This is a genomic window from Lentzea guizhouensis (genome assembly GCF_001701025.1).
Lineage (GTDB): Bacteria > Actinomycetota > Actinomycetes > Mycobacteriales > Pseudonocardiaceae > Lentzea > Lentzea guizhouensis.
This window is the reverse complement of the sequence record NZ_CP016793.1, coordinates 7,311,926-7,325,400: the sequence shown is the minus strand read 5'-3', so window position 1 is coordinate 7,325,400 and position 13,475 is coordinate 7,311,926. Positions and strand designations below refer to the sequence as shown.

16 protein-coding genes are annotated in these 13,475 nt (G+C 71.1%); 8 read left to right on the top strand and 8 right to left on the bottom strand.

The features are described from left to right. Positions 1-271 precede the first annotated feature (271 nt). The 4 genes from BBK82_RS56040 to BBK82_RS35305 all read left to right on the top strand — a co-directional run bounded on the left by BBK82_RS56040 (position 272) and on the right by BBK82_RS35305 (position 3,485). Positions 272-1,924, top strand: coding sequence for an AAA family ATPase (locus BBK82_RS56040; RefSeq protein WP_218920441.1), 1,653 nt, complete (start codon positions 272-274; stop codon positions 1,922-1,924). Further along, positions 1,893-2,828, top strand: a complete 936-nt coding sequence (locus BBK82_RS53140; RefSeq protein WP_218920440.1) for a hypothetical protein — start codon at positions 1,893-1,895, stop codon at positions 2,826-2,828. Before BBK82_RS56040 ends, BBK82_RS53140 begins: the two co-directional genes overlap by 32 nt. Then, entirely contained in the window at positions 2,711-2,995 is a 285-nt protein-coding gene (locus BBK82_RS53135; RefSeq protein ID WP_218920439.1) for a response regulator transcription factor, read from the top strand. The genes BBK82_RS53140 and BBK82_RS53135 overlap by 118 nt, the downstream gene beginning before the upstream one ends. A gap of 121 nt (positions 2,996-3,116) precedes the next feature. Continuing rightward, a complete protein-coding gene (locus BBK82_RS35305; protein WP_065918210.1) occupies positions 3,117-3,485 on the top strand; it encodes a YciI family protein in 369 nt (122 codons plus the stop codon). Positions 3,486-3,638: 153 nt separating this feature from the next. Here BBK82_RS35305 and BBK82_RS35300 read toward each other — a convergent pair whose 3' ends face one another. Both BBK82_RS35300 and BBK82_RS35295 read right to left on the bottom strand, forming a co-directional pair. After that, positions 3,639-4,328 carry a type 1 glutamine amidotransferase domain-containing protein gene (locus BBK82_RS35300; RefSeq protein WP_065918840.1) on the bottom strand — a complete coding sequence of 230 codons (690 nt, stop codon included), beginning with the start codon at positions 4,326-4,328 and terminating at the stop codon, positions 3,639-3,641. Positions 4,329-4,400: 72 nt separating this feature from the next. Continuing rightward, positions 4,401-4,991 carry a TetR/AcrR family transcriptional regulator gene (locus tag BBK82_RS35295; RefSeq protein WP_065918839.1) on the bottom strand — a complete coding sequence of 197 codons (591 nt, stop codon included), beginning with the start codon at positions 4,989-4,991 and terminating at the stop codon, positions 4,401-4,403. A 144-nt stretch (positions 4,992-5,135) separates the two neighbouring features. Here BBK82_RS35295 and BBK82_RS35290 point away from each other — a divergent pair, with 144 nt between their 5' ends. Continuing rightward, the gene (locus tag BBK82_RS35290; RefSeq protein ID WP_065918838.1) at positions 5,136-6,485 is read left to right on the top strand and encodes a hypothetical protein; all 1,350 of its coding nucleotides are present in this window, start codon (positions 5,136-5,138) and stop codon (positions 6,483-6,485) included. A 286-nt stretch (positions 6,486-6,771) separates the two neighbouring features. On the opposite strand, the gene BBK82_RS35285 is transcribed toward BBK82_RS35290, so the two are convergent. From BBK82_RS35285 to BBK82_RS35270, 4 genes are all read right to left on the bottom strand, one after another. Then, positions 6,772-7,068, bottom strand: a complete 297-nt coding sequence (locus tag BBK82_RS35285; protein ID WP_065918837.1) for a DUF3040 domain-containing protein — start codon at positions 7,066-7,068, stop codon at positions 6,772-6,774. A gap of 86 nt (positions 7,069-7,154) precedes the next feature. Then, positions 7,155-8,159, bottom strand: a complete 1,005-nt coding sequence (locus tag BBK82_RS35280; RefSeq protein ID WP_065918836.1) for a sporulation protein — start codon at positions 8,157-8,159, stop codon at positions 7,155-7,157. Positions 8,160-8,186: 27 nt separating this feature from the next. Next, positions 8,187-9,239 (bottom strand): hemolysin family protein, encoded by a 1,053-nt coding sequence (locus tag BBK82_RS35275; RefSeq protein ID WP_065918835.1) that lies wholly within the window; start codon positions 9,237-9,239, stop codon positions 8,187-8,189. Beyond that, a complete protein-coding gene (locus BBK82_RS35270; RefSeq protein ID WP_065918834.1) occupies positions 9,236-10,534 on the bottom strand; it encodes a hemolysin family protein in 1,299 nt (432 codons plus the stop codon). The genes BBK82_RS35275 and BBK82_RS35270 overlap by 4 nt, the downstream gene beginning before the upstream one ends. Before the next feature lie 132 nt (positions 10,535-10,666). On the opposite strand from BBK82_RS35270, the gene BBK82_RS35265 reads away from it, so the two are divergent. The 3 genes from BBK82_RS35265 to BBK82_RS35255 all read left to right on the top strand — a co-directional run bounded on the left by BBK82_RS35265 (position 10,667) and on the right by BBK82_RS35255 (position 12,335). Then, on the top strand, positions 10,667-11,065 hold the full coding sequence (locus BBK82_RS35265; protein ID WP_065921593.1) for a MerR family transcriptional regulator: 399 nt from the start codon (positions 10,667-10,669) through the stop codon (positions 11,063-11,065). A gap of 121 nt (positions 11,066-11,186) precedes the next feature. Further along, a complete protein-coding gene (locus BBK82_RS35260) occupies positions 11,187-11,450 on the top strand; it encodes a GlsB/YeaQ/YmgE family stress response membrane protein (RefSeq protein WP_065918833.1) in 264 nt (87 codons plus the stop codon). A 153-nt stretch (positions 11,451-11,603) separates the two neighbouring features. Further along, on the top strand, positions 11,604-12,335 hold the full coding sequence (locus BBK82_RS35255; protein ID WP_065918832.1) for a ZIP family metal transporter: 732 nt from the start codon (positions 11,604-11,606) through the stop codon (positions 12,333-12,335). A 57-nt stretch (positions 12,336-12,392) separates the two neighbouring features. Here the strand turns inward: BBK82_RS35255 and BBK82_RS35250 are convergent, their stop codons facing one another. Together BBK82_RS35250 and BBK82_RS35245 are read right to left on the bottom strand one after the other, a co-directional pair. Next, positions 12,393-12,695 (bottom strand): hypothetical protein, encoded by a 303-nt coding sequence (locus BBK82_RS35250; protein WP_065918831.1) that lies wholly within the window; start codon positions 12,693-12,695, stop codon positions 12,393-12,395. 81 nt (positions 12,696-12,776) lie between these two features. Then, the gene (locus BBK82_RS35245) at positions 12,777-13,415 is read right to left on the bottom strand and encodes a DedA family protein (RefSeq protein ID WP_065918830.1); all 639 of its coding nucleotides are present in this window, start codon (positions 13,413-13,415) and stop codon (positions 12,777-12,779) included. Between the last annotated feature and the right edge of the window lie 60 nt (positions 13,416-13,475).

Sequence of the window (13,475 nt, the reverse complement as noted above, 5' to 3'; positions counted from 1 at the left end):
AGCACAAACCGAGTCAGGTTGTCCCGCGTTGCCGCTCAAGCTCTACCGCCACATTCGCACAACCCGCATCTGTTGTTACGACAGGGGGTCTGAAGGAGAGACGCTCACCCGATATTCCAATCGGGCACTCATCGGTTCCGCGAACGTGGGAATTCGCCCCGAGAAATGCTCGAACCCCCGGCGTGGCTCGGAACAGTTGCCGACCGCGTTGAACACGAGGTGCCCCTCCGGCGAAGATCACGGTCTGCCACCGCCGTATTAGGGTGACCGCATGTCGCTGGTGGGCAGGGAAGTCGAGCAAGCCCGGATCGAGCGCCTGCTGGCGAACGCGCGCAAGGAACGCAGTGGGGCGCTGGGGTTGCGGGGCGCGGCGGGCATGGGGAAGTCGGTCCTCCTCGACCACGCCGTGTCGGTCGCCGAAGCCGAGCACGGCATGCGCGTGGTCCGCGGCGCGGGGGTCGAGTCCGACTCCGAGCTGGCGTACGGCGGGCTGCACCAGCTGTTGTTCCCCCACCTGGACCGGGTGGACGCCCTGCCCGCACCCCAGGCCAGGGCGCTGCGGTGTGCTTTCGGTCTGTCCGAAGGGGATGAGGCCAACCGGTTCCTGATCTCCGCGGGCACGTTGTCGTTGCTCGCCGATCTGGCCGAGGACGCCCCGCTGCTGTGTGTGGTCGACGACATGCAGTGGCTCGACCAGGGTTCGGTGGAGGCGTTGTTGTTCGCGGCCCGCCGGTTCGTGGCGGACCCGATCGCGGTGCTGTTCGCGGTGCGCGAGACGGCGGTGCCGTTCGGGATCGCGGGCGTCGAGGTCGTGGACCTGCCCGGCCTCGCAGCGCCCGAGGCCGCCCGGCTGCTCGACGGCCACGCACCGGAGCTCGCCGACCGGGTGCGGTCCAGGGTGCTGGCCGAGTCCGGTGGCAACCCCCTGGCGATCATCGAGCTCGGGTCGGCCCGGTCCGCGGTCCACGACGTCGACGAGTCCGACCCGGCCGAGCAGGTCGGACCGCTGCCGGTGACCCGCCGCGTGCAGGAGACGTTCCGCCACCAGATCGTGGAGCTCCCCGAGTCCACCCAGCGCGCGCTCCTGGTGGCGGCGGCCGACACGGCGGCGCCGCTGTCGACGATCCTGCACGTGATCGAGTCCCTCGGTGGCGCCGCCGGTGACCTGGCGCCCGCCGAGCGCGACCGGCTGGTCCGGATCGACAGCCGGATCACGTTCCGCCACCCCCTGGTGCGGGCGGCCGCCTACCAGGACGCGCCGCTGCACCGCCGGATCGAGGTGCACCGCGCGTACGCCGAGGCGCTGCACGGACGCCGACGCCGACCGGCGGGCCTGGCACCTGGCCGCCGCCTCCACCGGGCCGACGAGGCGGTGGCCGCCGAGCTCGAAGGCGTGGCGGAGCGGGCCTGGCACCGGGCCGGCGCGATGGCGGTGTGCGCGGCGTACGAACGCGCCGGCCGGCTCAGCGCCGACCGGGAGCTGAAGGCACGGCGCATCGCCAGGGCGAGCCAGGCCTCGTTCGACGCGGGCAAGGCCGACGCGCCGCCGGCTGGCGGCCGAAGCACTCGCGCTCACCACCGACACCGGCGTCCGGGCCGACGCCATCTACACCCGTGGCGCCGTGGAGTACGAACGCACCTCGCCGCGGGCCGACGCGGAGCTGACGCTCGAGGCGGCCGCGCTGGTGCGCGACACCGACCCGGAGCGCACCGCCCTCACGCTCTACGAGGCCGCGCACGCCGCCCGGCACGGTGCGGCACACGACCTCCTGCAGCGCGCGGCCGAGTTGCTGCGCGGGTTCACCCCACCGCGGCACTGGGCACCCGTCGTCGCCGCCCTCCTCGGCTGGGCCGAGCTCTTCGCCGGACGTCCGGAGCTGGCCGTCGGCCCGATGCGCGACCTCCACACCGCCTCCCGCGGTGACGGGCACGACCTGATGCACCGCATCACCACCGGGTTCGGCGGGCTCATGATCGCCGACGAGAACGGCGTCATCGCCGAGACCGAGGACATGCTGGCCGTGGTGCGGGCCACCGGGGCGCTGGGGTGGGTCCCGTACACCTTGAACGTGCTCGCCGTGGCGCGGCTGTTGCGCGGCGAGTTCGCGGACGCCCTCGCGTGTGTGGCGGAAGGCGTTGCCGTGAGCGACGAGCTCGGCAACACGACCGAGAGCCTGGCCCACCGGTCGGTGGAGGTGTGGCTGCACGCCGTGGCGGGGGACGAGGAACGCTGCCGGGCGCTCGCCGGGGAGGTGCTCCCCCGCGCCCGAACCCGGCACCGCGTCAACGCCGAGATCGCGGCCTGGGGGCTCGGGATGCTCGACCTCTCCGCCCGGCGGTTCGGCGACGCGGCCGACCGGCTCGACCAGGTGTACCGGGGACCCGCGAGCCGCGACCTCCTGGTGCGCGCGGTGCCGGACCTGGTGGAGGCAGCCGTGCGCGGCGGTGTGCCGGACCGCGCCCACGAACCGTTGGTGGCTTTCCGGCACTGGGCCGAGCACGTCGACCGCCCGGTCGCCACCGGGCTCCTGTTGCGGTGCCAGGCCTTGCTGGCGGACGACGGTGACGCCGACGCGCTGTACGCCGAGGCGCTGCGCCTGCACGAGCGGCACGGCGGCCCCTACGAGCGCGCCCGCACCCAGCTGGTCTACGGCGAGTGGCTGCGGCGCCGTCGCCGCCGCGCCGAAGCCCGCGGCCACCTCGCGACGCGGTGTCCGCGTTCGAACGCCTCGGCGCGCGGCTCTGGGCCGAACGGGCACGCGGCGAGCTGGCCGCCTTCGGCGAACGGGGCGACGAGCCCCAGCGCAGCGGCCCGCTCACCCTGCTGACCCCCCAGGAGCTGCAGGTCGTCCGGCTCGCGGCCGACGGCCGCACCAACAAGGAGATCGCCGCCCAGCTCTTCCTCAGCCCGCGCACCGTCGGCCACCACCTCTACAAGGCGTACCCGAAGCTCGGCGTCACCGGCCGTGCCGAGCTGGCTCACCTCGACCGGTGACCGGCATCGGTCGTCGGTTCCCCGGACACCAGTCACGATGACTGATTCGCCGGTGCCGAGCCCCGTTTAGCGTTTCGGGCATCACCGCAACGGCCGACGGCCGCACGACGAGGAGACGACGATGACGAAGTACTTCCTGAGCCTGCCGCACGACTCCGCCGAGGAGCCGACGATGGAGAACATGGACCCCGCGGAGCTGCAGGAGGTCATCGCCGCGGTCGGGGCGTTCAACACCGCCCTCGTCGAGGCGGGCGCGTTCGTGACCGCCGGGGGCCTGCAGCCACCGTCGAGCGCGACCACCGTGGACTACTCCGGCGACAGCCCCGTGCTCACACCGGGCCCGTTCGCCGAGGCCGCCGAGTACCTCGGTGGCTTCTGGATCATCGAGGCCGAGAACGACGACGTCGCGATCGAGTGGACCAAGCAGGCCTCGAAGGCACTGCGGTCCAAGATCGAGGTGCGCGCCCTGCAGGAAGAGCCCGCAGCCTGACGGCCGAGGCCGAGCTCGGGGGACATGCCTCGACGGGCGTCATCGCTTTCCAAGTCAATTCTCGATCTTCTCATCCAGTGTGGACGCATGTGGACGGTCCGTGGTCCCGTCGGCGACCTGGCGGCAGGTCCGCCAAGCTGCCGACGCGGAACCTCAGCCGGTGCGCTTCTCGAGCAGCTCGATGAGAGCGTCCGCGGCGGGCGCGGACGACGCCGGGTTCTGGCCGGTGATCAGCAGCCCGTCCCGGACCACGTGGGGCTGCCAGTCGTCGGCCCTGGAGTAGGTTCCGCCCAGCTTCTCCAGCTCGTCCTCCACCAGGAACGGGACGACGTCGGTGAGCTGCACCCCGGCTTCCTCGGTGTTGGCGAAGCCCGTGACCTCCTTGCCCCGCACCAGCGGCGCACCGTCCTCGGCGGTGGCGTGGCGCAGCACGCCGGGAGCGTGGCAGACGAGCGCGACCGGCTTGCCCGACCGCAGCGTCGTCTCGATCAGCCGGACCGAGTTCTCGTCCTCGGCCAGGTCCCACAGCGGTCCGTGGCCGCCGGGGTAGAAGACCGCGTCGAAGGCACCGGCGTCGACCGAGTCGAGCCGCACGGTGTTCGCGAGCGCCGTGGTGGCCTCCTCGTCGGCCTCGAAGCGGCGGGTGTCGTCGGTCTGCGCGCTCGGCTCGTTGCTGACCGGGTCCAGCGGCGGCTGGCCACCCGACGGCGAAGAGAGCACGACGTCCCAGCCGGCGTTCTTGAAGCGGTAGTACGGGGCCGCCAGCTCTTCGAGCCAGAAACCCGTCTTGCGCCCGGTGTCTCCGAGCTGGTCGTGTGAGGTGAGAACAACGAGGACCTGCACTGCTTTCTCCTTATATTAGACCGGTCGTCTAGCGATGCGTGTGCGACTGGACCGGCGACGGACCTTGCCGAGTTACAGACCGAGCAGCCGGCGAGTGGCCACCACGGTGGTGTCGAGGCGCCCGCGGTCACGATGGATCTTGGCCAGCACGCTGGCACCGAGCCACATGTCGTACAGGACCTCGGCCAGCGACCGGGCGTCTCCGGCGATCGCGAGGGAACCGTCCTGCAGCCCCTCACCGATGACGCGTTCGAGGCGGTCGATGATGGCCGTGGTGCCGTCCTTGAGGGCGAGGCGCATGGACTCCGACAGGTCCGCGACCTCGGCACCCAGCTTCACGGCGAGGCACCGGCCGTGGCAGTCGTCGAGGCTCTGCGTCTCGTACCACTGCTGCCAGTACGCCATCAGCCGCTCGGCCGCCGACGGACCGCGTCGGTCCAGGACCCGGTCCATGTCGGCGAGGTACTCGTGGAAGTAGCTCTTCATCATGGCCTCGCCGAACGCGTCCTTCGAGGCGAAGTAGTGGTAGAAGGACCCCTTCGGCACCTTCGCCTCGGCGAGCACCTCGTTGATGCCGACCGCGGCGTACCCCTTGCGGGACATGATCCGCTGGGCGGTCTCGAGGATGCTCCGACGGGTGTCGGTGCTTCCGGCTGCTGGCATGACACCAACTTACCTTGAATTAGACCGGTCGTCTAGTGGCACTGGTCACCGGACCGGTCACACATGGCCGGTCCGGTGGCCTGGCCCCGCGCCACGGCGTGACCTGTGATCACACCGGACAACGGGTCGTGGGAAGGGGAAGGCATGGCGACGGCCACTCCCGCGCTGGTGGCGCGGGACCGCAGGCTGCGGCTGGTGCGGTTGGTGGAGGTGCTGGCGGCCGTGGGCGCGGTCACGACCGTGGTCGCGGGCGGCTACCTGGTCGAGGAGGTCGGGCCCGGGGCGTCGCTGGCGGCTGCGAGCGGGCTGGCGTTGCTGGTGACCGCCTCGTTCACGGCCCGGCGGGTGCGGCGGAAGGTGCGGTACCGCGTGGACCGGCCGAACTCGACCGCGTGGCTGGCGGGCAAGATCGCCGCTGTGCTGGTGGGCGGGGCCGTCGCCGTCTCCCTCGCCTGGGCCCTCGGCGTCCCGCCACTGCCTCGCAGCTTGGTCGTGTTCGCCCTCGTCGGCGCGGTTCTGGGCGTCATGAACACCCACGCGGCGCGCTGGACGCTGCTCCAGATCGACGCCACCGGTGTGGAGGTGGGACAGGCTCACGTGCCGTGGCCCTCCGTGGCGCGGCTTGAACTGGCCGGTGCCGCACCTGGTCAGGTGGAGATCGGGGTGCAACCCGTGCCAGACGGGACCGTCCCGGTCCGCACGACGGTCCCCGCTGTGGCCGCCCGGCGGGAACGAGTCCGCTGGGCCGTCGACACGTTCGGCAGCCCGGCCATTCCGATCGTCGTGCGGGAACCGGACCCACTCGACACGGTGCCGCCGGCGGTTCTGCCACCTCCTGCCGGAACAAAGCCGACCGGACGCGTACGCCGGTGGCCGGCAGGCGTGGTCGTGCTCGCCGTCGTCCTGGTCGGCGGCGCGGTCACGTTGACCGGGACCGCCGACATCGCCGGACGCCCGGTGGCGGCGCCGCCCCCACCCGAGGTGCGGTACAGCGCGACGGCCATCGACAACCCGTGCGCGGTGGTCGACGTGCAGGTGCTGAGGAACTGGTCGACCGCCCCGGAGATCATCAGCCTTCCCCGCCGGAAGACGCTGCCCGACCACGAGTGGGGTCACTGCGGCGCCCGCGGCAACGAGTCCACCGGCCGCGTAGCGAACCTCAACCTCGTCGTCGCCGTGGCCGAGTCCGCCGACGCCGCACGGGCGTTCTACGACGCCCAGAAGGCTCGGGACCTGCTCGGCACCGACGGAGAGGCACCCCGGCGCGGACCCCTGGACGGTCTCGGCGACTCGGCGGAGTTCGAGCAGGGCTCCCGCACCCACGCCGGACGCACGGCGCACGTGTACTCGCTCGGTCTGCGCGACGACAACCTGTGCCTGTTCCTGAAACTCCGGTCGGAAGCCGGCTCAGCGGAGTGGGACGGCGTCGACGTCCCGGCTCTGGGGGACACCACCCGTGCAGAGGCCCTGGCCGCGCTGCAGCGGCTCCGCTGAGGCCGGGCAGCTTCCGCGGGGCGGTCAGGCAGAGTCTGCCCTCGACTGGGCGAACTCGCGCAGATCCGATTCAGTGACGCACGCGGTCCGTTGCGCAGCCCACGAGCAGCACCATCGTGACGGCCGCGAGCACCTGGCCGCCGCTGAGCGCGCACATGCACGCCAGGGCGAACCACAGCAGCAGCTTCATGAAACGAGGCTAGGGGCCGTGTGACGGCGGGCACAGCAGACTTAGCCAACCCTTGAGGTAGTGGCCAGGAAATGTCCAGTTTCCGCAGTCAGGTGCTCATGCGGTCGAGGTGGTCGAACCTCGCCAGGCCGCCACGAGCAGGCCGACGAACACGATCGCGCACACGACGGCACCGGCCACGACCAGCGGCACCAGCGACCACGTCACGCCGGCGATCACGACCAGCAGCCCGCACAGGAACACGGCGAACCCGCCGAGCACGCGGATCGCGTTGCGGGACAGGAACGCGAACAGCGAAGGCCGGGCGAGCTTCGCGGCGAACTTCGGGTCTTCTCCCGACAAGCGCCGCTCGATCTCCTCGAGCTCGCGCTTCTCATGATCTGCCAGCGCCATTGCGGGCCTCCCGGTCTGCGGTGTTTCGTTGGTGCCGTTCCGGTTCCCGGCGCCTTGTGCCAGACGCCGGGAACCGGAACGGTCGATCACTCCTCGCCGAACGCGAAGTCCTCGCCGCCGTCCTCGAAGACCTCTTCCACGACCTCGCCGAGCACCATGCCGCCGACCACACCGGCCGCACCCGCGGCGACCACACCGCCGATGCCAGGACCACTGCGGTGGCCGTGGTGGCCGTGGTGGCCGCCGTAGCCGGGCTGCCCGCCGAAGGCCGGGTTGTGCCCGCCGAATGCCGGGTTGTGGCCGCCGAACGCCGGGGTGTGGCCGCGCTGGGCGACCTGGGCCAGCCAGCCGTTGATCGCCGACGCCCAGTCCGTGCCCTGCGCCTCCTGGTGCGACGCGCGGAAGTGGCCGAACGCGTCACCGCCGGAGGAGAACATGCCGCCGCGCTTGTCGGCTTCCAGGATCACGTACAGCTCGTGCGGGTTGGCCACGAAGGTCAGCTCGACCTGGCTGACCGCACCCGCGAACTGGGCCGGCGGGAAGAACTCGATCTCCTGGTAGAAGCCGAGCTCCTGCGGCACGCCGTGCAGCCGGCCCGCTTCGACGTCCGCGCTGCGGAACGAGAACCCGAGCTGGCCGAACGCGTTCAGCACGGCGTCCTGCGCGGGCAGCGGGTGCACCTGGACCGGGTCGAGGTCGCCCTTGTCCGGGGCGCCCGCGATGACGAGCTCCGTGCGCACGCCGACGGTCATGCGCGGCAGCGGTGCGCCGCCGACCGCGGTGATCGGGGTCTCCCAGGGGATCGGCAGCTGGAACGGGACCGCGACCAGCTGGCCGGCCGGCACCCGCACGCCCTGCTGCACGACCATCCGGAAGAACTCGGAGACACCGCCGTACTCGTGGTCGCCGTGCTCGACCTCGACGCGCGTGACCAGCGACAGCACGACCTGGCCGATCTCAGCGTCCGCGGTCCCGCCCTGGATGCGCACCTGGCCGGTGACCACCTGGCCGGGTGTCGCGTGCGGCGAGTCCAGCACCGTGTCGACGGACGGGCCGCCGACGCCGAACGCGCTGAGCATCCGCTTGAACAAGTCTCCTCCTGAGGGGACTGGGTGGAGTTACTTCTGGCGCACCGCAACGCGCGGTGCGTCGGTCTCGTCGTCGAAGTCACCGATGAGTTCTTCGAGCAGGTCTTCCAGCGCGGCGATGCCGATCACGCGGTCGTCGTCGGACACGAGCGCGAGCTGCGCCCGGTCCGCCTTCATCGCGGTGACCGCGGCGGCGACCGGCATCGAAGCGGACAACGTCAGCACCGGTGCCATGAGTTCCCGAGCCTCCGGGTCGTTGCCCGCGGCCGTCGCCCGCATCGCTTCGCGGATGTGCACCAGGCCGACGAACTCGCCGCTCAGGTCCTTCACCGGGAACCGCGAGCGTCCGCACCGCAGACTGCTGTGCTCGATCGCGCGGGCGGTCGTGTCCTCGGTGACCGTCGAGGTTTCCTCGATCCCCACCATGACCTCGCGCAGGGTCGTCTTCTGCAGCTGGAGCATGCGGGTCAGCAGGCGTTGCTGGCCCTCGGGGATGAGGCCGTGCTCACCGGACTGGCGCACGAGCATGCGCAGGTCGTCCGGCCGGTGCGCCTGCGCCAGCTCGTCCTGCGGCTCGACCTTCATCAAGCGCAGCAAGCCGTTCGTCGTCGAGTTCAGTCCGCTGAGGAGCCAGCGGACCGAGTGCGCGAACGCCCGGAACGGCAGCGCCAGCAGCATCGCCGAGCGTTCGGGGTGCGAGATCGCCCACGACTTCGGCGCCATCTCGCCCACGACCATGTGCAGGAACACCACCAGCACCAGGCTGATCGTGAACGCGATGCCGTACGCCACCGCGTCCGGCAGTCCGGTCAGCTGCAGCAGCGGGTCGAGCAGGTCGGCCACGGCGGGCTTGGCCAGCGCACCGAGTCCCAGGGTGCACAGCGTGATGCCGAGCTGGGCGCCCGCGAGCATCAACGACAGCTCGCGCACACCCGCGACGGCGGCACGGGCCGCCCGTGAGCTCTCCGCCTCCTGCTCCAGGCGGTGCCGCTTGGACGCGATCAACGCGAACTCGGCGGCGACGAAGAAGGCGTTGAGCGCCAACAGGACCAGGGAGATGCCCAGAGCCATTCCGATGCTCATCGAGCCTCCTCCGGCACCCTGACGGTCAGCACGACGGTGTCCGGCACGTTGCGCGTCACCGCGCCGACGAGCAGCACGACGTCGTCGACCTGGATCTCGTCGCCCACCTCGGCGATCCGGCCGAGCCGGTGCAGCACGAGACCGGAGACGGTGTCGTAGGCGTCGTCCTCGGGCAGCGAGATGCCGGTCGCGTCCTCGATCTCGTCGAGCCGCATCCGGCCGGGCACCTGCCACCTGGCGTCGTCGACGCGTTCGATCGCGGCCTCGATGAGGTCGTCCTCGTCATGGATCTCGCCGACGAGCTCCTCCGCGAGGTCCTCCAGCGAGATGATCCCGGCGAAACCGCCGAACTCGTCGAGCACGCACGCGAGCTGACGGCGTTCCGTGCGCAGCCGTTCCAGCACGGCGGGCAGCGGCAGCGTCGCGGGCACCACGAGCGCGGTCGAGGCGATCTCGCCGATCTGCGTCACAGGCCGCTGTTCCGGCGCCAGGGTCAGCACCTCGGCCAGCCCGACCACGCCGCGGATGTCGTCGAGGTCGTCGCCCACCACCGGGAACCGCGAGTGGCCGGTGTCGAGCAGCTCGACGACGCGCGAGGCGGGTTCGTCGAAGCGCACCGAGTGCACGTTCACCCGCGGCGTCATCGCCTGCTCGGCCACCAGCTCGCGGAAGTCCAGGCCGTGGTCGAGCAGCTGGGCGAGCTCGGGATTCAGGTGACCCTGGTCCCCCGCGTCCTCGACGATCTGCTTGAGGTCCTCCTGTGTCGCGCCCTGCGGCAGCTCCTCCACCGGCTCGATGCCGACGGAGCGCAGCAGCTTGTTGGCGGCCGCGTCGAACAGGCGGATGACCGGACCGGCGATCTTGAGGTAGACCAGCGTGGAGCCGCTCAGCCACTTCGCCAGCGGCTCGGGCTTGGCGATCGCGAGGTTCTTCGGCAGCAGCTCGCCCAGCACCATCTGCACGACGGTCGCGAAGATCAGCGCCACGGCCATCGCCAGCGGCACGCCGAACGACTCGGGCAGGCCGAGCAGGTTCGCGAGCCCCGTGCCGAGCAGCGGCTCGGCCACGTACCCGACCAGCAGGGCGGTGACGGTGATCCCGAACTGGGCACCGGAGAGCATGAACGACAGCTTCTGGGTCACGCGCAACGCGCGTTCCGCGGCTTTGTCGCCACCCTCGGCCATCTGCTGCAGCCGGCCTCGGTCGACCGCCATGTAGGCGAACTCCTGGGCCACGAAGTAGCCGGTGGCGGCGGTGAGCGCCACGATCGCCAGCAGGCCGGAGAAGATCAACATGTCGCACCCGCGACACGGAAGTCACTGCGCCGGGCTCGCCCCGGCGTACTACTACAGCCGTCTACGTCGGCTTCATCAGGCATGACCCCACAGTAGCACGTAGCACTGTATGGTTGCTGGAGGGAGGTGCACGTGAGCGAAGCGTTGCTCAAGATCGGCGAGCTGGCCGCACGAGCCGGCGTCAGCATCCGCACCGTCGACTACTACACGACGTTGGGCCTGATCAGCCCGGCCCAGCGGACCGCGTCGAACTACCGCCTCTACTCCCCCGCCGACGTCGACAGGATCCACCTCGTTCAACGTCTGGAAGTCCACGGTGTTCCCCTGGACGAGATCTCCGCGGCGCTGACGGCCCGCCAGGCGGACGTCACGGCGATCCTCGACCGCATCGACGTCGACCTGCAGGCGTTGCAGACGGCCGCGGACGGCGCCGCGCCGGAGATGCAGGGCTTGCTGGCGGTCATCGCCACGCGGGTGCACTCGCTGATCACGATCGCCCTGCAGCTGCCCCCGGACAGCTACCTCCCCTGACCCCTCGACCCTCACCTGCGGTCGGCTTCGCGCCGAGGTGATGTGATCGTCATCAAAGGTTGGGCGGCGGACCGTCCGGGTAGCCAGGTGGAGCAAGGCCATCGACTACCAGGAGGCTGACGTGATCGGGTTCATCGTCGCCGGACTGATCATCGGCGCGCTCGCCCGACTGATCAAGCCCGGCAAGCAGAACCTTGGCATCGTGGCGACGCTGCTGCTGGGGCTGGTCGGCTCCGTCATCGGCGGCACGATCGCCAACCTGCTCGGCACCGGGGACATCTTCGAGCTCAACGTGCTCGGCTTCATCGTCTCCGTGATCGCCGCCGTGCTGCTCATCGGTGTCGCGGAGGCCATCGCCGGCCGCAACCGCACCAGCGTGCGCTGACCGCCTGACAGCGAAGGGGCCCGATCACCTGTGCGGTGATCGGGCCCCTTCGCTGTCGGCAGCCTCGGTCCTGCGCAGCACGAGAAGCGGCCACTCATGCACCAGTCGTGTGCGGGCTGGTGCGGGTGACCGATCGGCGTCAGAATCAGAGGCGTGCTGACCGCTGTGCTGTACGGCCTGGCCGCGTCGAGCGCGCTGGTGGTCGGCTCGATCGCCGGCTCGCTGTGGCGTCCGCCGCGGTGGCTGACCGGTGTCCTGCTGGCCTTCGCCAGTGGCGCGCTGATCTCGGCCCTGGCCTTCGAACTGTTCGAGGAGGCGTTCCACCTCGGTGGCGCCGTGCGGTCCGGGCTCGGCCTGCTGGCCGGTGCGGCCACATTCGTGCTGGTGGACTCCGCGCTGGACCGCTACGTGACCGGTCACGCCGGACCGGCGCAGCGGGAGGTGACGAAGGCCGGTGCACGCGGCGGCGTGGGTTTCGCGCTGCTGGCCGCGGTGACGCTGGACGGCGTACCGGAGAACCTGGCGCTGGGCGTGTCCCTGGCCAGCGGGGTGTCGCTGACGTTGCTCGTCGCGATCTTCTTCTCGAACCTCCCCGAGTCGCTGGTCGGCGCCGTCGCCATGCGCGAGTCGGGGCAGAGCAAGCGAACCGTGGTCATGACGTGGGCGGTGTGCGCGTTGCTGCTCGCGGGTGCGGTCGTGCTCGGCAGGCTGCTCGCGGGCGGGCTGAGCGACGCCGTGCTGGCCGTGGCGCTGTCCTTCGCCGGTGGAGCGGTGATCGCGTCGCTGGCCGACACGCTGATGCCCGAGGCGTTCGAGCACGGCCGGCCGCTCAACGCGTTCGCCACGGCCGGCGGCTTCTTCCTGTCCTTCGTCCTCGCCGCCTGACCGTCCCGGCCGACGCCGCAGTACCGTCCGGTGTGGACGGTCTTGCGCCCGGTGTGGTCATGGGCGGGGTCTCGTCCTCGCGCGGTCCGCCCGCCTGCCCCGCTTCGGTCGTGTCGCCGCCGTGCAGCGCGGGCACATCGCCATGACCGGCGTGTCCGCCGCGGCGGTGTCGTGGACCCACATCGCGTCGATCCACAGCACGTGCGAGAACCGGCCGAGCCGGGCGCGGTGCAACGGCACACCGCACAGCGTCTGGTTCTGCCCCCGCCACCAGGCGTGGACGTCGCCCGACGGCAGGCGGGTGCCGTCCTCGTCGGTCCAGCTGCTCGACGCGGCCACCGCGGGCATGACGGTCACCATCAGCCTCCCTCGTCGACTGTCTCGTGCGGCATACCCGGCGTCGACGCCGCTAACCGGCAGCAAGGTCTTCCGACAGACGGTTCAGGCGACCTCCTCCAGCTCCTTGGTCGTGGCGGTCTGCTTGCGGCGGCGCAGCACGACGACGACGCCGACCACCACCGCGACGGCCAGCAGCACCCACATCGCGCCGTTGAAGGCGGACTCGATGTACTTCGCCGAGGCACCCGCGGCCGAGCCGATGCCGATGTGCAGCGCCGACCAGCACACCGCGCCCGCGATCGAGGCGGGCAGGAACCGGCGGTACTCCATCTTGGACGCACCTGCCGACGCGGGGACGAGGGTGCGCACGACGGGCATGAACCTGGCGACGAACACCGCCCACGCTCCCCGTCTGCGCAGCAGGTCGGCCGCCTTGTCCCAGTGCTGCTGACCGACCTTGCGGACCAGCTTGGTCTCCCGCAGCCGGTCACCGAAACGGCGGCCGAGGTAGTAGCCGATGCTGTCGCCGGCGACCGCGCACACCGTCACCACGAGCCACATGACCAGGAACCGGGGCACGGTCGTGACCGTCGTCGAGGCCAGCAGCAGGGCGCTCTCGCCCGGCGCCAGGAAGCCCACGCCGAGCGTGCACTCGGCCAGCGTCAACGCACCCGTCACCGCGAGGACGGCGGGTTGCGGCAGACCGGCCAGCCCTTCGAGGGCATCGGTCAAGAAGGTCATGGACTTTCCCCCAGTGACAAAAGCAAGACTCCAGCTGCCGAACAGTTGACTGGAACACGC